Below are 19,727 nucleotides of genomic sequence, written 5' to 3'. Positions count from 1 at the left end.
ACTGCTAGCATGCATGCTTGTTTATACCACCATAAGGATTCCTATGTATTCCAAGCAAATCACCCAGATTCAAGAGTCCAGCACCATTGCTATCACTACTTTAGCCCAAGAATTGAAAGCGCAGGGCAAGGATATTTTGAGTTTTAGTGCTGGCGAACCCGATTTTGATACCCCAGAAAGTATTAAACAAGCCGCTGTTCAAGCTATTCAAGAAGGACATAGTAAATACACTCCTGTCAAAGGAATTCCAGAACTGCTTAAAAGTGTGAGTACGAAATTTCAACAAGAAAACCAACTCGATTACCGCCCCGATGAAGTGATGCTTTGCAATGGGGCTAAGCAATGCCTCTTCAATGTATTCCAAGCTCTGCTTAATCCGGGTGATGAGGTGATTATCTCTACACCCTGCTGGGTTACCTACCCCGAGTTAGTGCGCTATAGTGGAGCTAAAGCAGTGTTTCTACCCACTACTGAAGAGAGTGGTTTTAAAATCACTCCCGCTCAGCTAAAAAGCGCACTCGCACCCCAAACTAAATTTATCGTGCTGGCTAGTCCTTCTAACCCAACTGGCATGGTTTACTCTAAAGAGGAGCTTGAAGCTCTAGCCCAAGTGATCGCCCCCTCTAACGCCTTCGTAGTGAGCGATGAAATTTATGAAAAACTGGTTTATGATGGCGCGTTTTACGCCTTTGGGGCATTGCCGGGCATGTTGGAACGCACCATTACCATTAATGGACTTTCCAAAGCCTTTAGCATGACTGGCTGGCGCGTGGGCTATTTGGGCACCAAAGATAAAACTTTACTCAAGCACATGGTTGCCCTGCAAAGCCATAGCACTTCTAATATCAATTCTATTGCGCAATACGCCGCGCTTAAGGCTTTAAGTGGAGTGGCTAACGCCGATGTAGAACGCATGCGCCTAGCCTTTAAGGAACGGCGTGATTTGGCTTGTGCGAGGATCAACGCCATTCCTGGTCTAAGTTGCCTCAAACCCCAGGGAGCCTTCTATTTGTGGATTAAAATCCCAGGAGCTAGTTTGGAATTTTGCCAAAACCTTTTAAAAGACCAAGGGGTCGCGCTCGTGCCCGGAGTAGCCTTTGAGATGGAAGGTTTTGTGCGCATGTCCTATGCCTGTTCCATAAAGCAAATCGAAAGTGGGCTAGAGAGATTGCAAAAGTTTATGCACGCTTAGAGTTGTTGGGCTAATAACACTTCTTGGATGACATGGGCTTGGTCTTGTTTGCACACCTGAATCACCACATCGATCGCGCTTTTCACATAACGCTCAACAATGTTTAGGGGGAGGCGTTGGTGGTTACCCATTTCCAAATTGAGCGCGATAGCCTCCAATACCTGATCGACTCCATTAGCATGTAAAGTAGCCAGCATTCCCTTATGCCCCGTATTCCCAAAACGCAAGAAAAGCAGGGTGTTACGAGTATCAATTTCCCCCACCATCAAGCGATCGGGACGCATGCGCACCGCCATATTGAGCGCGTCTTCATAGCGCAGGTTTTGCTCGCCCTTGTTCACCAAGAGTCCCACAGCGTTTTCAAAGCCACTCAAATCCAATTCCTGGCTATCTTCCACACTCACAACGCGCGTTTGCTTAGGGACATAGGCTAGAAGGGCGTTGAGTAGGCTTGTTTTTCCACTCGCCGTGCCCCCGCTAATGAGAATATTATACCCCTTGCACACCATGTCTTGTAAGTCCGCATAATTATATGCACATTGCGCCCCGAGTCTAAAGGCTTGTAGACTGAAAGTTCGCGCACTGGGCACACGGATATTCAAGCTAATTTCTTGGGTGGTTGTGATGCTGAAGTGATTAGCGCTCACGCGGTAACGACTAAAGGGTAGAGAGGCATTGAGCATGGGATACTCTCGATCAAAACGCATGCCATAATAACTGGCTAATTGTTCGCAAAAACGCAGTAAGAAACCCCTACTCAATGCGGGCTCTTGCACTTTTTGACACGATCCATCTAGCTTATAAAGCCAAATCTCCCTCTCTCTATTGCTCACAAGTTCGCTAATGTCACTCTGCAAATAGGGGTTTAGCGCCTCAATATGCGCCTGCAACACCCGATGGGTGGTCAACATCGCCTTAGAGCAAGCTGGAGGTCTTGGGGGGTATCAATGCCTATACTTTGGCTTTTGACAACGCTGACCCCAATGGGTTTATGGTGGTAGAGCGCGCGGAGTTGCTCGAGTTTTTCAATTTCTTCTAAGGGGCTTTTTTCCAGCGCGCAGAATTCCAAGAGGGTGCGCGCACGAAAACCATAAACACCAATATGCCCGTAGAAAGGGCATTCCCGCCCATCACGGCTGAAGGGAATGGGTGCGCGTGAGAAGTAAAGCGCGTGCTGTGCGCCCAAGACCACTTTGACCACATGGGGATCGCGGGCTTCTTCTGAGGCAATGATCTTAGCGCAGGTGTGCATAAAAGGGGTTTTTTGGGCGTGCTCTAAGAGAGTGGCGATCACCTCAGGTTCTAAAAAGGGTTCGTCAGCCTGCACATTCAACACCACGCTCTCAGGCGCAAGTTGGAGGATTTGGCAGGCCTGCGCACAGCGATCCGTGCCACTTGGGTGCTCAGGGCTGGTTAAAATAGCACGTAAGTTAAAATCTTCACACACCCGCAAAATTTTCACATCATCGCACGCCACCACCACCTCATCTACTTTCTGGGCATTACGAGCCGTGCGCACCACCATGGGCAAGCCCTTGATGTCTGCGAGGAGCTTTTGGGGAAAGCGACTGGATTGTAATCTGGCAGGAATTAAAATCATGTCCCCATGGTAGTCTTTTTGAGCTGAACTTGCAAGGACAACAATGGGCGAGTCCAAATATCTTTAGCATTTTGAGAGCTTCATGGGATTTAGAAGGGCATTTCATGTGTATCTTGTGCTACAATGCTTAATGTGAGTTGTGCATTCTCGATAAAGGTCGATACTTCAAGCCTATGCAGGTGTGCAGGCCAGTAAATTAACGCTAGTTATTCCCGTAGTTTAAGCCTGCGGGCTTAACGCAAATGGGAAATGGATATGTTGGGGTTTATATCGCGGTTTTTAGGGGTGGCGTTGTTGGTTCTCTCTGTGGGCATAGCCAAAGAAATTAAAGAGGTTCATGTCGCTGGAGCGGCTAATCTCACGAAGGCTTTGGAGGCTATCAAGCAGGCTTTTTTGAAAGAACATCCGAGTGTCAAGGTGTATTTGAGTTTTGGGTCTTCGGGCAAGTTATATAATCAAATCCACCAAGGTGCGCCCTTTGATCTCTTTGTGAGTGCAGATAAAAAACGCCCCCTGCGCTTGAGTGAGGACAAAATTACCCCCTACACGCCCAAGGTTTACGCAAAGGGTGTACTCGTGCTTTGGAGCAAAACGCGTGTGATACCCTCCTTAGAGGTTTTGAAAAGCTCTTTTGAGCACCTTGCTATGGCTAATCCAACCCTAGCTCCCTATGGCAAGGCTAGTATGGAAGTGCTTGAAAAACTCCAGCTTGCCCAAATTCTCAAGCCCAAAATTTTACTAGGCAATTCCATCGCCCAAGCCAATCAATATGTTGCTAGTGGAGGAGCTGAGCTAGGCTTTAGTGCGTTATCCTTAATGAATCGCCACGATTCTAGGCGCTATTACATCGTGCCCAAAGAGTATTACCAACCCATTGAGCAAGCTCTAGTACTCACCAATGCGGGAGGAAAAAACCCTCTTGCCAGAGAATTTGAGCAATTCATTCTTGGGCAGACAGGGCGTGATATTCTAAAAAATTACGGCTACATTGTGGATTAGTGGATCACGCCTTTTTCACCACTCTCAAACTCACCTTTGCCCTAGCCACTTGCACAACCCTCATCTTGCTCCCCATTGGACTAACTTTGGGGGCTTATTTGGCTCACAGACAGGGCTTGCTCAAAACTCTTTTAGAAACCCTCACTTGGATGCCCCTAGTGCTCCCCCCCACAGTGCTAGGATTCTATCTTTTATTGCTCCTATCCCCCACAAGTCCCCTCGGGGCGTTTTTAGCAAAAAACCTACACTTACGCTTAGTCTTTAACTTTGAGGGGCTCGTCTTGGGCAGTGTGATTTTTTCTCTGCCCTTTATGGTCAACCCCATCCAACACGCTCTAGCTAATTTACCCCCCTCACTCAAAGAAGCCAGCTACACTTTAGGTAAGGGCAAAATTTTTACCTTTTTTAGAGTGCTCTTGCCCAATATTAAACCCAGTTTGTGGTTGGCGATTACCACTACTTTTACCCATACTATTGGAGAATTTGGAGTGGTGATGATGTTAGGGGGGGATATTGAGGGAAAAACGCGCGTGGCCAGCGTGGCAATCTTCATTGCTTCAGAAGCTAATGAAGACGCGCTGGCTAATCAATACGCCTTAGTACTCTCTAGCGTGAGCTTTGCTTTGCTCTTTGGGATACTCTGGTGGCAAAAGAGGAGTAGGGTGCTCTAGTAGGTAAAAGTTTTTGTGCTCAAAAAATTGTGCGACAATCTGCACGTGGACAGGGGGATGAGCGCTTCTAAAAATCCCTAAATCTTGGACAATGATCAGGGGTTGAATACTCTCCCCACCCACGAGTCGCTCGCGCACATAGAGCTCTTGATCGTAACACAGCTTCAAATCCGATAAGGATGTGGGCGGTATTTGGAGCAGTGCGCTAACTCCGCGCATATCTAAAAATAGCGTGTCATCTTTAGGAGAAAGCCCCACCTCCAGCGTGAGGGGTTTAACCTCTAAGTTATGCTCTTTAGCGAGTAATTTCTGGGCTAAAGTAGGTTCAAGCGTGATAGCTTGGACGCGCAAATCTTTAATAAGGACCTTTTTGCTTGTAGAGCGGTTGAGAATCACACTGGGGAGGAGCTCTTGATCCAAGTGCACATGGGCGCGTAAGAGAAGATAGCTTAGGGCACTTTGCTGCAGAAGCTCATAACCCTGTGCGTGTGCTTCCAAGACATCACGTCGTTTAAAAAGTTCTAGGCGGCGGGGAATGCCAGCAGGATGGATTTGACCATTGAGTGGGCTCATTAATTCAATACAAGGCTTATCTTGTGCCTCTCTTTGAGCGTTTAAAGCAAAGCGACATCCACAGTAATTTTGTCGGTAGAGTTTATCCCGCTTAGCCATGGCATTCTGTCTCTCCACCCCTCCCTTAGCACGCGTGTTATGGTAAATAAATTCTAAGCCGTAACGCGCTCCAATTGCTTCACCCTGAGATTTAAGAATAATCTGTTCTTTCATGGGGCTGGAGAGTAGAGTCGTGCTAAAGTGCTCAATTCCGAGCATTAGAGCCATTTTGGCACTGGCCTCCAGACGCACATCAAAACAGACATTGCAACGAGCTCCCTTTTCACGCTCCTCCTCCAATCCTTGAATAGCCTGTAGCCAGGCATCCAGCGCATAATCCCCTTCTATAAGAGCCATATCTAGCATTTTGCACGAACGCTTGGCATCTTGCAGACGCAACTGGTATTCCTCATGGGGATGGATATTAGGATTATAAAAAAATCCGGTAAACTGCGTTTGAGGGTAGAGTTGCCGCAGTTCTTGTAAAAAGAAGTGGCTATCCACTGCACAACAGATGTGTACCAACATTTTAGGACAAGTCATTTTTTTAGCACCATGTAAATGTAATAACCCACCCCTCCTACCAACACTCCTCCTAAAAAGATGAGCATCAGAACATCTAACCATCCCATCAGGACCCCTTTGAGGCTTCCTATTCAAGCGCAACTATTCTTACAGACCTATAAAATCCCACAAAACTTTGCAAAAACCTACAAAGCTAGGATTTCTGCTGTCATTCTCGTTCCATCCACACCTGCTCTCACCAAAACACAAGATCTTGCCCTTTGGTTTTGAAGGTGTCAAGCGTTCCGCATGTCTACAAGCGCCGATGTAGCGGACTCTGCCTACCAAAGACAATGCTTATTTTAGCAAAAATTGGGATTTTTGTGGAAAAACAAAGCTATAACGAAATTCCACACGATTTTATAGAATTTATTCAACTGTCTCCAACCCTGCCAACACAAAATTGAAAAACCAAGTCAGTGTCTTTGATGCAATTTACTCTCAAGAGGTGCTTTATACTTTGCCTAATTTGCATGCCCACGCTACGCTAGCTTTTAACATCCTGAAGGACAAAGGTTTTTACTTTGCCACCATGGGTTGCTATCGTGAAAATCCCTTTTGGGCACAGCGCAAAGAAATCATCAGAACCCAAGAGAGCTATCCTGTTTGTGATTATTCACTTGAAGAGGTAGTTCGTGCCTTTGAGGGTGTGGGTTTTGAAGTTGGGCTTAAGAAATTACCCATGGAATATTTTGTCATCCACGGAGCTAAGTCTGCTCGAGAATTTGGTGGTGTGCTGAACTTGCTCACCCACTGCCACGAACACAAACTTTTATTCTGTTTTTATAAACAATCAACCCACGTATAAACGCTTGTCTTCAGCGAGAATACTTGGCGATTCCAAGTTTTACTCGCCAACAACCCGCCTTAGCACTCTCTATCATCGTCTCATGGTCAAAAACAACGAAGGGTACTCTAGATGTAGAGGGGTTAGATAATGACTGCGGGCTTCTGAGCATTCAAGTCTCCCCAAACTCAAATACGCTCTTGGCTTTTTTAATCTGTGCCAGGGGAATACGCTTTGATGTGTCTTGAATTGTAAATGTAATTTCATCCCCTTCCACCCCTTGCACTACCCCCTTAAAGCGTTCGTTTTGACTTGTGCGCACTTCTACCAAATCGCCTATAGAGAGTTCAAAATGTCTAAGTTTACTCAAGGTGCGCTCTAATCCCATAGAACTTACCTCCAAAGAGTAAGCCCCGGGCATGCTAGCGTGCACATCTAGCAGAGGAGAGATGAGCAAACTCGCCTCTTGGCATGTGTCCAGGGTTGTAGGACCTTTAAGGGATTTAATACTAATGCGCAAAATATCGCGCTGGTTTTCTTTTAGTAAAGTCACATCATAAAGCGTGCAGTCGATGCTCTGGAGCGTGGCTTCTAAAAGAGGCTCTAAATCTTCTAGCATCGAGACTCCTTAGCAATGGCCTTAAAGAGGGTTTCTAGGCGTCGTTCTTGCTCTAGGCTTTCATCGATATGGAAGCTAAATTTAGGACATTTAAACCATCCACTCACCTGCAAGACATGCGCGCGCAGCAAAGGAGTAGCTTTTTTAAGCGCGTGGAAGATTTCTTTTTGGGTCTGGGTATCAAGTGCTTGGGCATCAAAATAAACATGGGCGTGGTATTTCCCCCTAGAGCAGTGGGCGCGTGTGAGGGTGATCCCATGCAATCTAGGATCGTCCAGCGCGCTTAAAGCCTCTTGTATATATTCTAATAGTCCAGCATCAAGGCGCTTGGCATGCACGCTATCCATTAGAGTACCCTCGCCTTTTGGATTTCTCTAAAGCTTTCAAAGACATCACCCACGCGCACATCATTATAACGCTCTAGCATGATTCCGCATTCATAGCCCTTAGACACCTCTTGAGCATCGTCTTTAAAGCGTTTGAGAGAGATGATTTTGCCCACATGCACCACCACGCCTTCACGAATCAAGCGCACCTTGATTCCCTTGTTGATCACCCCATCGACTACCATGCACCCAGCAATTGTACCCACTTTGGGGATCACAAAGGTTTCGCGCACTTGGGCTTGCCCGGTATCTTCCTCCTGCACCACTGGGCTCATCAAGCCCCCTACAAGGGCTTTCATATCGTCCAAAAGCGCGTAAATCACGCTATAGGTTTTAATATCTACGCGTAATTCCTTAGCCCGCGCGCGCACATTGCCCGTCGGGCGGATATTAAAGCCCAGCACGAGGGCGTGAGGATTATTACCTACTAAGCTTAAATCGTTCTCGCTGATACCTCCCACACCTGCATTCAGGATATGGATACCCACCTCCTCATTATTGAGAGCCAAGAGGCTGTGTTTGATTGCCTCTAAACTTCCCTGTGTGTCCGCCTTGAGTACAATAGGAATCTGGGTGAGTTCTTTAGTCGCCACCATAGATGCGAGCTCATCAATATGCACCTTTGTGCTCTTGCTTAAAGCTTTTTGGCGCAAGTAGGTCGCTTTTTTATGCGCTAAAGAGCGCGCGGTGTTTTCACTTTCTACAGCAATCAAAGTAGAGCCCGCCATAGGCACTTCGCTTAAACCCGTGATGAGAGCCACCTGTGAGGGCTTGAGTTCTTTAACCGCTCTGCCCTGATCGTCTGTCATAGTCCTGATCTTGCCAAAGGCAATATCGGCCACCACCGCATCACCCACTCTAAGCGTGCCCTGCTGCACGATAAGAGTAGCTACCGCGCCCCGTCCCTTTTCCACACTGCCCTCTAAGACTATCGCCCTTGCTTGTGCGCTGGCTGAGGCCTGCAATTCCATGATCTCAGCTTGAATTAAAATCGTTTCTAAAAGGGTGTCAATGCCCTGTCCGGTTTTAGCCGAGATAGGGATAAATTCAAACTCCCCGCCCCAATCGCGCGGGTTGAAACCTAATTCTGCACACTCGGCTTTGAGTTTGTCCACATTAGCATTTTCTTTATCGATTTTATTCATCGCCACGATAATTTGCACGCCTGCGTCTTTAGCCTGCTTGAACGCTTCGACTGTCTGGGGTTTGACTCCATCATCTGCAGCGATTACGATGATCGCGATGTCAGTAACCTTCGCCCCGCGTTCGCGCATTTCCTTAAACGCCTCATGTCCGGGAGTGTCGATAAAGGAGATCCATTTGTCGTTTTTTTGCACCATATAAGCCCCGATGTGCTGAGTGATACCCCCCGCTTCACTCACAGCCACGCGCTGGTTACGGATTTTATCTAGTAAGGAGGTTTTCCCGTGATCGACATGCCCCATGATGGTTACCACAGGGGGGCGTTCGGCCAGATCATCTAGGGCTTGTGCGCTCTCTTCTTCGATGAAGACCTGTGCACTCTCAATCTGCACTTCTAATTTAAACTCTTCGGCCAAAATTTCGATGGCATCGCGATCCAAGAAGTCGTTTTTGGTAACCATCATGCCCAAATTGAAGAGGGTTTTGATCACATCGGCAAGATTGAGATTGGCACTTTGAGCAAACTCATATACCCGCACCTCTTCAGAAATGCTAATAGTGCTCTGCACGCTTTTCTGGGCATTATCGCTGCGATAAACGCGTTTTTTGCGGCTGGAACGGCGAATTCCTCCCTCATTCACCCATGGGGTTTTACGCTGAATTTTCACTTTATCAGCAATTACCCGGGGGGGAGCTTCTTCCTTTGACTCCAAATCTTGGGCATGGAAGTCAAAGAGAACAATCTCATCTTGCTCATCCTCATAAAGATCGTGGAAGTCTCGATTTTGAGAGAAATCCAACCTTTGAGCGCGACTCTTAGGACTGGGCTTGGCCACATTTTTGGTCTTAGAAGATTTCTTAGCTTTTTTCTCACTGGGCTCTTTTTGGCTCATCATAGAGGCTAAGGCCGCTCTAGCTAAAGCTGCTTCTTCCTGATCGGTGCGTTTGACAATGCGGATTCCGCGTGTTCTTTTGGAGAGAGCATTGGGTTCTTTAGATGGAGCAGGAGGCTCTGCGGATACACTTTCTGCAATAATGAGGGTAGGTGCTGGGGGAGGGGTAGCCTCTTCTTTTTCTGGAGTGCTCTTAGGAGCAGGGGGATCGACTTTGATCACTACTTCTAAGGGCGTGGTGGGGGCGGGTTTGGGCGGTTGTGGAGTGGGAGGTTTGGGCGCGCTCTGTCCCGTGCTGACAATTTCAATACTGCGTTTTCTAGGCGCACGCCGCGGAGTTTTTGGAACAGGAGATACCACAGACTCCTCTTGAGGAGTGGGGGGAGCCATTTCTGGTTGTGGGTCTGTCTGCGCTTTTGCCTTGCTGGTGGGGGGAACTTTCGAGGTGCTCTTAGGCATACGAGCATTCACCTTATTCGTGATAAAATCGTAGAGCTTGGCAGCCGTTTCCTCATCCAAACTAGAAGTGGTTTTAAGATTTAAACCAATCTCCTTAGCCTCCTCGATTACCATTTTCACATCTGTCCGACCCAATTCCAAAACAAAATCCTTCAATGCAATGCCACTCATGACGCGCGCACCTCCTCTAACCATGCCTGGATGTAGTGTTTATTTTTGGGGGTATGTTTAACCTTCAAGACCTGCTTATCAACATGCTTAACATGCAAACATGCGCCACACAAATAAAAACTACGCCCACTTCCTTGAAATACAATAATTCTACCCTCTCTCACGCTAAAGCGCAACAACTCTACCTGCTTCAAACGCGCCCTGCAGCATACGCAAGTGCGCACCGCGTTTTTAGAATAAAAGACGCTAGCTTTCAATCTGCACTCCTTGATTATCAAAGTCTAAAGACAAAACCCTAAAATTAGAATACTTGCCCTGCAACCTAGCTTGCAATGCTCTCGCATCTTCAGCATAGCACATATTAAAAAACGACGAACCACTTCCTGAGAGCGTACTCATCAACGCACCACATTCCAGTGCCATCCTCTGCACGCCATACAGTACGGGGTAGAGTTTCATACGCTTATCCTGATGCAAGCGATCCCTAGAAGCCACCTTTAGCACCTCCCATTTTTCCTGTGCAAATGCCATGCACATCAAACTCGCATGCGCGAGGTTGTAGGTGGCGTCAGCATAACTGCAGCGTTTAGGTAAAGCTTGACGCGAGAGTTTTGTAGAAATTGTATGAGGAGGAATCACGATCACTGCCTTGAGATAGCTGGGAATAGAAGTGCGTAAATGGTATACTTTCTTCTTGCTCCTCTGAAAATCCTCGCCAGGGAGCCTCTCTGTCGTAGCAATATTAAATCCCCCAAAGACTGCTGGAGTGATGTTGTCTGGATGGGATTCATAAAACAAGCTGGCGTGTAGCACTTCTTCTTTGTTGATATGACCATTTAAATAATGATGAATGGCACTTAGAGCCCCCACTATAATCGCAGAGCTACTGCCCAATCCGCGAGAAATAGGAATAGCATTGTGAAACAAAAACTCAAAATTTTGTTGGACGCCGCGTTTTTGGAGCGCATTCTTAAACAAATTGACAAAGATATTATCGACCAAAAATTTAGAAAAGCCCTCACCCTCACCTTGAATTTTAATGCTCGTAAAAACAGAGGGCACTACACTGAAGCGATTTCTGAGATTCAAACTAAGCCCCAAACAATCAAACCCCGGTCCCAAGTTCGCGCTTGTAGCAGGCACACTAACAACCAAATCACTTCCTAAGTTTTGATGCTACATTATAGCTTAATATTGTGTTTTTTACCTAAACAGGGGACAAAAGATACAAAGGTTTGGACTCTGCACTAAATAGGCTAGGATCGAGCAGAACAGGTAAACGCATGGCGCGCACTTCTGGATTTTCTAAGGGTCTAAGAACAATCTGACCCCGATGATAAAGATAATAGCTCTTACCAAACGCCTTGATGGGACGATAGGCATTAAACACGAATCCAAGAGCTCCATAGAGTCTAAGACCCTTTGTGATCGCGAGCGTGTGCACAAAAACATGAGTCAACTTCATGGCTGTAAAACTTCCTGGACCGGTGGCGTAGTAAATCGCGCGCAACGCACACCCCGCGCACGCCAGCCACCTAGAAACTTGCGCAAATAAACTCGCAAGCGCAACGCTTGTGCCCTGTGTGGAATACACGGAGTAGACCAACTCGTTTTCGACATAAACACCCATTTGCACAGGGCGCTGCAGAGCCAGCACCACAAGCACACACCGCACCAACAAATCCCAAATTAGTTGTAAGCCACCGCCATTTCTCCAGACGCGACACTTTGCCTTTGAGGAGAGGGAGATAGATGCACCACTTCATAGGCCTGTGTCTCTAAAACCTTATTTACAAGCATAGCATTGAGTTTGTGACTTCCCATGTAAGAGCAATATGCACCAATAACCCCCTTACCCAAGAAGGCTAAGTCTCCCATCGCGTCTAAAATCTTATGGCGCGCAAACTCTTCTTCGTAGCGCAAGCCTTCTTTGTTTACAATGCTGTGCTCATCGAGTACAATGCAATTATTTAAATTTCCACCCTTAGCAAGCCCGATGGAACGCAAATAATTCACCTCCTGCAAAAAACCAAAGGTGCGCGCCCTAGCGATCTGCTCTTTATACTGCTGTCTTGAAAACTCAAAATAATAACGCTGCTCTCTAATCATAGGATGGGCAAAATTAATGCCAAAATCAAAAGAGAGAGAAGAGCTCGGGCTGATCTTAGCAAATTTAGGACCATCTCTAACTTCCACCTCCTGAGTGATACGCATGAAAGATTTGGGGGTGTCCAGCTCTACAATCCCTGCTTCGTCCAAAAGCATACAATGAGCAATCGCAGAGCCGTCCATAATGGGAATTTCTTCGTTATCGACAGAAATCTTAAGATTATCAATCCCATAAGCACTCACGGCCGAGAGCAGATGCTCTACGGTAGAGATACGCGCCTTAGGATTATCTGGGGCAGCTAGAGTAGTTGCCATGGTCGTGTCCACCACACTCTCGTGCGATAAGGGCATCTGAGCTTGCAAATCCGAACGAGCAAAAACAATACCCCGCCCTGCCTCTAAAGGCTCTAAAACCATTCTAACGGGCACACCCTTATGCAAGCCAATCCCAACCACCTCGACGCTTCTTGCGATAGTTCTCTCATTCATACAATATCCTTTATCTGAATTATATCGTCATTTTTTGTTATCAATTTTAACTTCTCATTCTCATTAATGCGCTCAATCAAGGTATCGCTCAAGATTTGCCCTTGAAATGTGATATGAGAAGAATACACATTTTTAAGCACCATACACGCCCCCATGCAAATGATGATCCCTTCACAACGCCCGTAAATACTAATATTCTGCTCTGAAACAATCTTGGCCCCATGGTTAATATTGCCTAAAAAAATTAGACTAGCAGTGCTGTCAATTTCTTCACCACTACGGATATGCCGTTCGAAAATCTGCACCCGTTCAGTTAACGGAGCTTTAGGCTCTACAACGCTTAAGGCTTGAGTGGCTTCGTAAATCACGATTTGATCGCTATTTTTACCTTTGAGCTCTTTCGTGCTAATGCTGTAGGCAAGTCCATAGTGTTCTAAGGCTTCTAACACTTCTATTTCAGGAGGAGCTTTGAATAAGAGTAGGTAATCCTGCAGGAGAGGAGCATTTTTGTGAATGAAATTGAGATACTGATCCTTGTGCGCTTTGCTCAATTCAAAGCAACGCACCTGTTTCTGCCTAGTTTGCAACACTCAGCTTACCTTTGTTCTTGGATACGCCGCTGTGCTTGACGCAACACATCATTAAAGCGCTGGATAAACCCCGCGTCCATCCATTCTCGTGGACGCACTGATACACCTTGCACTAAAACTTCAAAGTGTACATGATCAAACTTGCTCGTAGAGTTTTTACCACTCACGCCCAAAACACTGTCCGCGCTAACTAAATCTGCTTTTCTCACTGCTACAGATGAGAGACTCCCATAGAGCGCGTGTAAGCCTAGACCATAGGAGATTAAAACGCCTTTGCCATAACTTTGCATCTCCTCTGCCAGGACCACACGCCCTTCATTACTCGCAATGACTTTGGAATGCTTGCCAAAGAAATCTGTGCCTGAATGTAGAGATTCACCCAGCAAATCCCCTTTGAACAGAAAAGATTGCTTGGCACCAAAAGGGCTCAAAATTCTAGGTTTACTGGTATTCAAAGGACTGAAAGGTTGGAATTTGAGAGCGCTATAAGTGAACACATTGCTTAAATCTTGCTGGATAATCTCTTGGAGATTGGCGTGCATATTAGTGCGCTCAAGATACGGGTATGTTTTTAGACCCTGCAGTGCGTCTGCCTTACTCGCATACTGTTTACTCAAGTCAATTTTGCTCTCCATCCTGGGTACTCTAGTATTTTGGATAAAACTTAAAGGCACGACTGTAGTGTTGAGAGATTTATCCCTGGCGATGATTTTGCTATTAAAAGCGCGTTGTTGCAACGACCATGGCAAAATAGCTGCATAGTATTTGTCTTGCATGAAGGGAAAGACCTTAAAGTCCATGGAGCCGTTATTGATCCATACTTTGTCTAGGGAATCCTCTTCCACTTTAAAGACTACAAGCGCGCTCCCCCCATAAGTAATACTGGATGACTGCGCGAGAGTGCGGATAGTGGGTGGAGTTGTGTCCAAGACTAGATCAAAGCTTTTGGTAGTTATATTGCCACTGAAGAAATTGCCATTACTCCAATCGCATAGACTGATCTCATAGTGGAGTATCGTTTGATCATTGAGTTGAATGCTAGGTTTAGGTAACTCAAAAACCAAGCGACTGGGTTCGTCCAGCACAATCTGATTTTTGTCATAAACCACTAAATGATCGCTCGTAGAAACCTTAATATGATAAGAGCGGATTTTAGCCGGGGATTCCAAAATAACGCGTATGTGGTGTTTGAGATTCCAGTGTGTCGGATTCTCAACACGCAGATTCTGCGCTGGTGCCTTTTTACTCCCCTCTTTGACAACCTTCATAACCAAACTAATCTGCCCCTGATTATCCTTACTAACCCAGTAGTTATAGCTCAAATATCCACATCCTACTAATGCTATTAATACAATCAAACGCCACACAATTTTGCCTTAATCAAAAAACATAGAGCACATTGAACACCATGAAAGTCGTGCGTTTGAAACCAATATCGCCACTGAGCAAGGTCTTGCTAGACTGAGAATTAGTATAGACCGCTGGAGATTCTGTTCCAAAACGCAGGTAAGTCAGTGGAATCTTAGTGCCCAATTCAAAACGCACATGCCGTCTATAAGTAAAGGCGAGCCCAAGATTGATCGTGTAATCTGCCTGTGCGAGCATTTTCCAAAAGATATTGGGACTTTTATAGGCATTGGCGACAACCTGATTGAACGCTGCGTTTTTAAAATCACGCAAGAGCATTAACCCCACTCCAAAACCAGCATATGCGCCAATAAAGTGCTGTTTTTGCTTATCTAGGGGAATGTCAATGAGCGCGTCCATATCTAAGGAGCCCAGTGCATAAAACAACTTCCCAAACCCTTTGTTAGTGCTATTGCCATTCAAGGTTCCAATTGTAGCAAGCCCCGGTATGACAAGTAGATCCCCATAAATACGCGTACCAAAGTACAGATTAAAAAATTGTTGGTAACCCAATTCAAGATTTAGCATGCCAAAAGTGCTTTTTAGACTAACAGGAGCACTAAAGACATCGTTGGGAACCTTGATTCCAAGATCTGTGCTCAACACCTGGTCACCACTATAGGACTCCTCTAATCCCCCCACGCCAAACCCACCCCCTAGAAAAAACCCGCTTTTTTCTTTGGCAATGCTATAACTCTCAAATTTTTCTGCCTTAAAACGCCAACTCTTATGTTTGTAGTGCTTTTCAATGTATTTTTTAGAGTAGTAATGTTGGGTTTCTGGGACCACACCGAGCGCACGAATCCTATCTTCTAAATCTTTAATCACGGGGTCTGAATCAAAGCGATGGGGGTTCTCTGGCATGCCAACGTTGGGTTCTGGATTGATAGGCATTCCATAAGGATAGGGGGGAAGCGCTGGATTGGTAGGAATAAAAGGGAGCGGAGGTAGTGGGACCAGACTAGGAGCCATAGACGGACTGGGTGCACAAACAGGTGTATTTTGTGGATGTGGCGTTGCAGGGGGCTGTTTTTGTACTTGGGGTTGGGGATTGGGCAAATCCGACTCAGGTTCAGAGGCATCTTCAAAAATTACATCTGAGTTGGTATCTTTTAAAATAGGCCGTACTTTGGGTTGAGGGTTAGGCTGGGGGCTAGATTGAGGATTGGGTTGTACTTGGGGTTGGGGATTGGGCACATTTGATTTAGATTCAGGAGCATCTTCAAAAATTACATCTGAGTTGGTATCTTTCAAAATGGGTGGAGGCATCGCTACTGCACTTGTTAGAAGTAAGCTTGTTGCAAACAGAACTTTCATTGCCATTCCCTAGAGCAAAAAATTATAGCTGATATAGTAAAGATTATCGCTAGCAAAGCTATAGGCGAAGGCATGGCTGACTTTCAATGGGGGAACTTTTAAAGCAAGCTCGATGCGATGCCTGATGTTTAAGGTCATGGAAATGCCCAAGTTAATAACTAAGCCAAAGCCATTGGGATTGTGCACGGCACTAGGGTAATCTTTGTAACCACTCCACCCTACGCCAAGCCCTCCAAAGACTCCGATAGCATACTTTTTACGAGTATCAATGGATTTATCCATCACTAAATCTACATTGAAGCTTGCTATCTGGTAAGCGCTGGATTGTTCTGGCTTAAGCACGCTTTTATTGACTCCCCCCATGTATTCCCCATAAACGCGCAATCCACCTATATCGCTCTTGACATACCTTTGGTAACCTATTTTTAGGCCATACAAGAGGGGCAAGCCTGCACTCCTAATTCCATTGATTCGAATGAGAGTTTGCGTTAGTAGGACACCCACGAATGGCCCACTCTTGCGCTTGGCCACTTCTTGGACAAGTTTTGCCTGCTCTGCTTCATAAAGTTGCCCTCTGAGCATGTAAATTTGAAATTCTCGCTCAGAAGAAATATCACGCTGTTGGTGTACAGACACCCCTCCCCAACATGTATTCAAAACAAGGGTACCCAAAAAAAGCCCCTGAACAGCACGTCTAAAAAACATATTGATACCCTATGTGCATCAATCCACCCCACCATGAAACATCTTTGTTGGCAAGCACTTTAAACTCAAGCTCCACGCGATTATGTCCAAAGATGCTAAAGGCAATCCCTGCATTAGCCATCATGCCAAAAAAAGCAGTAGTATCAGTTCCCTGTGTGATCACCCCCAATCCCACTCCCAACAAAAAACCCATAGAAAGGTAGCGTTGCACCAAGGGCAGAGTGGGATCGATCATCAAATCTGCGTTGATAGTTGCGCTTTGGTAACCGATGCGCCCAACATTGGAGCGTTTGGGTACTGCGCCGATGTATTGGATGTAAACTCGCCTCCCGATAAAATTAGGGCGCATGGTCTTGGCGAATAAGGAAGGACGGAAAGTCTGGTAGCCAAAACGCACGCCGATACTCCACAAGTATTCCATGCGTTTGCCCTGAATTGTACCTTCTTGCATGGCACGCTTGATCGCATTGTTGTAGAAGAAACCCGTGCTCAAGCCCAGCAACAACCCAGTTTTGCTTTCGGCATGCTTAATATCGTCAATCAAGAGAGCGATTTCTTGATCCGTGTACTTCTCATAAAACTTGATGTATTTATAATACTTTGGATCGAGTGTCGTATAATCTATGCCCCATAATGTCTGAAAAATCAAGACAGACATCCCGAGCACCCCTTTAATCTTCAAATCCAACCCTAATGAAAAATTTTAGCCCTATCATAGCATTTTAAAGGTAAAATCTCTCAAAAAGTGTGAGCATGATGAAGATGACTCTAGGTTGTCTACGCCGCAAAAAGCACCCTAAAGATGGCGTAAAACCTTCTAAAATTAGCGCCATTACAGCCTATGACAGCTTGTTTGCAGCTTTGTTTGATCCTTATATCGACTTGATCTTGGTAGGTGATAGTTTGAACATGAGTTTTAATGGCAGGCTAGATACTTTGAGTGCGAGTATGCAAGAAATGCTTTACCACACTAAGGCGGTGTGTCGAGGCGTGCAACGCGCCTTTGTAGTGGCCGACATGCCCTATGGAAGTTACACTAATGAAAAACAAGCCCTTAAGAACGCCCTGAAATTCTACCAACATACCCGTGCTGATGCCATTAAATTAGAGGGAGGGGCTGAACGGGCTCATATCATCAAAACCTTAGTTGGGGAAGGTGTGGCAGTGGTAGGGCACATTGGTCTCTTGCCCCAGAGTGTACGAGGCGTAGGGGGTTATAAGATCACGGGCAAGACGCCAGAGAGTGCACAACAAGTCTTAGAAGATGCTTTGAGTGTGCAAGAGGCAGGGGCAAGCTTGGTTGTTTTGGAGGGCGTGGTTGCGCATGTGGCTACAGAAATCACCACTCAGCTAGACATCCCTACAATAGGCATAGGGAGCGGGGCGGGGTGCGATGGACAAATTTTAGTCTTTAGCGATATGCTTGGACTATTCAAAGCATTTAAGCCTAAATTTGTGCGATCGTATTTGGAGGGAGCAACGCTTGTAGAAGAGGCTGTGCAACGCTATATCCAAGACATCCAAACAGGGCATTTCCCCTCCGAGCAAGAGAGTTACTGATGCAAAGACTTGTCAATGTAGAGGCACTCAATTTAGAAGAGCAAGAATCTGTAAGTCTGCGCCCTAATTTATGGGAGGACTACATTGGACAAGAACAGATTAAAAAATTGTTGCAGGTCTCTATTGGTGCCGCTCTCAAACGCCAAGATACCCTAGATCATGTGCTTTTTTTTGGTCCCCCAGGTTTAGGCAAGACCACTTTAAGTCATCTCATTGCCAAAGAACTCCATGCCAATATCAAGGTTACTACCGCCCCTATGATTGAAAAGACGGGTGATTTGGCCGCCCTGCTCACCAATCTTAATCCCAAAGATGTTCTTTTTATCGATGAAATCCACCGCTTAAGCCCTGCCATCGAAGAGGTGCTTTACTCAGCGATGGAGGATTTTAGATTAGATATTATTATTGGGTCTAAAGCAGCCGCTCAGACTATCAAGATCGATCTCAATCCCTTTACTCTCATCGGGGCTACCACACGCGCGGGGTTACTCTCTAACCCCCTGCGCGAGCGCTTTGGCTTGCATTTTCGCATGCAGTTTTACAGCATAGAAGAGCTCGCTACCATTATTACACACGCTAGCACTAGATTGCAAAAAGATATAGAAGAAAAAGCGAGTGCAGAGATTGCCAAACGCTCAAGAGGCACACCCCGCATTGCGTTGAGACTCTTAAGGCGGGTGCGCGATTTTGCCGATCATGCCAGCGAATCGAGCATTTCTCTGCAAACCACACTTTTTGCCTTAGAGGAGCTAGGCGTGAACGCGCATGGTTTTGATGCGCTAGACTTGCTCTATCTCAACCTCTTAGCTAACGCCAAGAATAAAGCCTTGGGACTGAACACTATTGCGGCCAGCCTGCATGAAGATGAGAGTACGATTGAAGAGGTGATCGAGCCTTTTTTGCTCGCCAATGGCTATTTGGAGCGCACGGCTAAGGGGCGTATTGCTACGCTTAAAACTTATGAAACTCTCAAGTTGGATCGCCCCCGATTGCTCTGAAATTTTAAAAAAATCGTAAGCAAAGCATGCTATACTGCGCTACTTAGTTTCTGCTAAGTTATGGGGCTGAACAGGATTTCGACAAGGGTTGCATAGCGTGGGTTGCATGCCAAGTGTCTCTTGTAAAACGACACAAACAATAACCGTAAACAATCCTAATTACGCTCCCAACTACGCTAAAGCTGCGTAGCGAGCTGGAAACTTAGCAATCGACTGGCGTTAGCTAGGTATTCCATCATTGTAGCCAGTTGCCTCTGAAAAGTGCTCACTCCTCAGAGTAAGATTGAGAGCTAGGGTCTTTCTATTAGTTTGAGAGGTTGTTAGGAAAGCCCGAGAACTTTAACTTCTCTAAGCATGTAGATGCCCACGGATGGATGTAATTTTTGGACTGGGGTTCGATTCCCCACAGCTCCACCATTTTGACAATGTTTCCCCCATAGAAGGATTGATGCGCCG

General features: G+C 46.1%; 21 protein-coding genes, 1 other RNA gene and 1 pseudogene. 7 read left to right on the top strand and 16 right to left on the bottom strand.

Annotated features, from left to right (window positions below):
* The first annotated feature begins 43 nt into the window (after positions 1–43).
* Positions 44–1,192 carry a pyridoxal phosphate-dependent aminotransferase gene (locus C6H04_RS04980; protein ID WP_104732496.1) on the top strand — a complete coding sequence of 383 codons (1,149 nt, stop codon included), beginning with the start codon at positions 44–46 and terminating at the stop codon, positions 1,190–1,192.
* Here C6H04_RS04980 and C6H04_RS04975 read toward each other — a convergent pair.
* Positions 1,189–2,103 (bottom strand): ATPase, T2SS/T4P/T4SS family, encoded by a 915-nt coding sequence (locus tag C6H04_RS04975; protein ID WP_104695448.1) that lies wholly within the window; start codon positions 2,101–2,103, stop codon positions 1,189–1,191. The genes C6H04_RS04980 and C6H04_RS04975 overlap by 4 nt on opposite strands.
* Complete coding sequence (gene kdsB / locus C6H04_RS04970; RefSeq protein WP_104695478.1) at positions 2,097–2,792, bottom strand: 3-deoxy-manno-octulosonate cytidylyltransferase; 696 nt, start codon at positions 2,790–2,792, stop codon at positions 2,097–2,099. Before kdsB ends, C6H04_RS04975 begins: the two co-directional genes overlap by 7 nt.
* 255 nt (positions 2,793–3,047) lie before the next feature.
* Here kdsB and modA point away from each other — a divergent pair, with 255 nt between their 5' ends.
* Positions 3,048–3,791: a molybdate ABC transporter substrate-binding protein gene (modA, locus tag C6H04_RS04965; RefSeq protein WP_104732495.1), complete on the top strand. Its 744-nt coding sequence runs from the start codon at positions 3,048–3,050 to the stop codon at positions 3,789–3,791.
* Positions 3,791–4,462, top strand: coding sequence for a molybdate ABC transporter permease subunit (modB, locus tag C6H04_RS04960; protein WP_104732494.1), 672 nt, complete (start codon positions 3,791–3,793; stop codon positions 4,460–4,462). The genes modA and modB overlap by 1 nt, the downstream gene beginning before the upstream one ends.
* Here the strand turns inward: modB and C6H04_RS04955 are convergent.
* Entirely contained in the window at positions 4,388–5,617 is a 1,230-nt protein-coding gene (locus C6H04_RS04955) for an epoxyqueuosine reductase QueH (protein WP_104732493.1), read from the bottom strand. The two genes, modB and C6H04_RS04955, sit on opposite strands and share 75 nt — an antisense overlap.
* Positions 5,618–6,041: 424 nt before the next feature.
* On the opposite strand from C6H04_RS04955, the gene C6H04_RS04950 reads away from it, so the two are divergent.
* The gene (locus C6H04_RS04950) at positions 6,042–6,446 is read left to right on the top strand and encodes a hypothetical protein (protein WP_104732492.1); all 405 of its coding nucleotides are present in this window, start codon (positions 6,042–6,044) and stop codon (positions 6,444–6,446) included.
* Positions 6,447–6,597: 151 nt separating this feature from the next.
* Here the strand turns inward: C6H04_RS04950 and rimP are convergent, their stop codons facing one another.
* The 13 genes and pseudogenes from rimP to C6H04_RS04890 all read right to left on the bottom strand — a co-directional run bounded on the left by rimP (position 6,598) and on the right by C6H04_RS04890 (position 17,371).
* Positions 6,598–7,044: a ribosome maturation factor RimP gene (gene rimP / locus C6H04_RS04945; RefSeq protein ID WP_104694953.1), complete on the bottom strand. Its 447-nt coding sequence runs from the start codon at positions 7,042–7,044 to the stop codon at positions 6,598–6,600.
* On the bottom strand, positions 7,038–7,391 hold the full coding sequence (rbfA, locus tag C6H04_RS04940; RefSeq protein WP_104732491.1) for a 30S ribosome-binding factor RbfA: 354 nt from the start codon (positions 7,389–7,391) through the stop codon (positions 7,038–7,040). Before rbfA ends, rimP begins: the two co-directional genes overlap by 7 nt.
* The gene (infB, locus tag C6H04_RS04935; RefSeq protein WP_104732490.1) at positions 7,391–10,096 is read right to left on the bottom strand and encodes a translation initiation factor IF-2; all 2,706 of its coding nucleotides are present in this window, start codon (positions 10,094–10,096) and stop codon (positions 7,391–7,393) included. Before infB ends, rbfA begins: the two co-directional genes overlap by 1 nt.
* Positions 10,093–10,353 (bottom strand): YlxR family protein, encoded by a 261-nt coding sequence (locus C6H04_RS04930; protein WP_104694956.1) that lies wholly within the window; start codon positions 10,351–10,353, stop codon positions 10,093–10,095. The genes infB and C6H04_RS04930 overlap by 4 nt, the downstream gene beginning before the upstream one ends.
* Positions 10,343–11,251, bottom strand: a complete 909-nt coding sequence (gene thrB / locus C6H04_RS04925; RefSeq protein ID WP_104694957.1) for a homoserine kinase — start codon at positions 11,249–11,251, stop codon at positions 10,343–10,345. The genes C6H04_RS04930 and thrB overlap by 11 nt, the downstream gene beginning before the upstream one ends.
* Before the next feature lie 52 nt (positions 11,252–11,303).
* Entirely contained in the window at positions 11,304–11,771 is a 468-nt protein-coding gene (locus C6H04_RS04920; protein ID WP_158653029.1) for a hypothetical protein, read from the bottom strand.
* A 14-nt stretch (positions 11,772–11,785) separates the two neighbouring features.
* Positions 11,786–12,694, bottom strand: a complete 909-nt coding sequence (lpxC, locus tag C6H04_RS04915; RefSeq protein ID WP_104732489.1) for a UDP-3-O-acyl-N-acetylglucosamine deacetylase — start codon at positions 12,692–12,694, stop codon at positions 11,786–11,788.
* Positions 12,691–13,284, bottom strand: coding sequence for a septum site-determining protein MinC (locus C6H04_RS04910; RefSeq protein ID WP_104732488.1), 594 nt, complete (start codon positions 13,282–13,284; stop codon positions 12,691–12,693). The genes lpxC and C6H04_RS04910 overlap by 4 nt, the downstream gene beginning before the upstream one ends.
* 5 nt (positions 13,285–13,289) lie before the next feature.
* Complete coding sequence (locus C6H04_RS04905) at positions 13,290–14,651, bottom strand: M23 family metallopeptidase (protein ID WP_104732487.1); 1,362 nt, start codon at positions 14,649–14,651, stop codon at positions 13,290–13,292.
* A 13-nt stretch (positions 14,652–14,664) separates the two neighbouring features.
* Complete coding sequence (locus C6H04_RS04900) at positions 14,665–15,555, bottom strand: outer membrane beta-barrel protein (RefSeq protein ID WP_233711856.1); 891 nt, start codon at positions 15,553–15,555, stop codon at positions 14,665–14,667.
* A gap of 449 nt (positions 15,556–16,004) precedes the next feature.
* Positions 16,005–16,064: a hypothetical protein gene (locus C6H04_RS08340; RefSeq protein ID WP_369094652.1), complete on the bottom strand. Its 60-nt coding sequence runs from the start codon at positions 16,062–16,064 to the stop codon at positions 16,005–16,007.
* Positions 16,045–16,590: pseudogene (locus C6H04_RS04895) on the bottom strand (outer membrane beta-barrel protein); the annotation flags it as partial. The pseudogene C6H04_RS04895 and the gene C6H04_RS08340, both read right to left, overlap by 20 nt.
* Before the next feature lie 112 nt (positions 16,591–16,702).
* Positions 16,703–17,371, bottom strand: coding sequence for a hypothetical protein (locus tag C6H04_RS04890; protein ID WP_104732502.1), 669 nt, complete (start codon positions 17,369–17,371; stop codon positions 16,703–16,705).
* Positions 17,372–17,466: 95 nt separating this feature from the next.
* On the opposite strand from C6H04_RS04890, the gene panB reads away from it, so the two are divergent.
* From panB to ssrA, 3 genes are all read left to right on the top strand, one after another.
* The gene (panB, locus tag C6H04_RS04885; protein ID WP_104694963.1) at positions 17,467–18,273 is read left to right on the top strand and encodes a 3-methyl-2-oxobutanoate hydroxymethyltransferase; all 807 of its coding nucleotides are present in this window, start codon (positions 17,467–17,469) and stop codon (positions 18,271–18,273) included.
* Positions 18,270–19,271, top strand: coding sequence for a Holliday junction branch migration DNA helicase RuvB (gene ruvB, locus C6H04_RS04880; RefSeq protein WP_199766091.1), 1,002 nt, complete (start codon positions 18,270–18,272; stop codon positions 19,269–19,271). Before panB ends, ruvB begins: the two co-directional genes overlap by 4 nt.
* A gap of 62 nt (positions 19,272–19,333) precedes the next feature.
* Positions 19,334–19,688: a transfer-messenger RNA gene (gene ssrA / locus C6H04_RS04875) on the top strand.
* Positions 19,689–19,727: the final 39 nt, after the last annotated feature.

The sequence above is a fragment of the Helicobacter salomonis genome (assembly GCF_900197775.1).
In the GTDB taxonomy this organism is placed as follows: domain Bacteria; phylum Campylobacterota; class Campylobacteria; order Campylobacterales; family Helicobacteraceae; genus Helicobacter; species Helicobacter salomonis.
The sequence above is the reverse complement of the archived record's forward strand: the minus strand, read 5'-3'. Positions and strand labels throughout refer to the sequence as shown.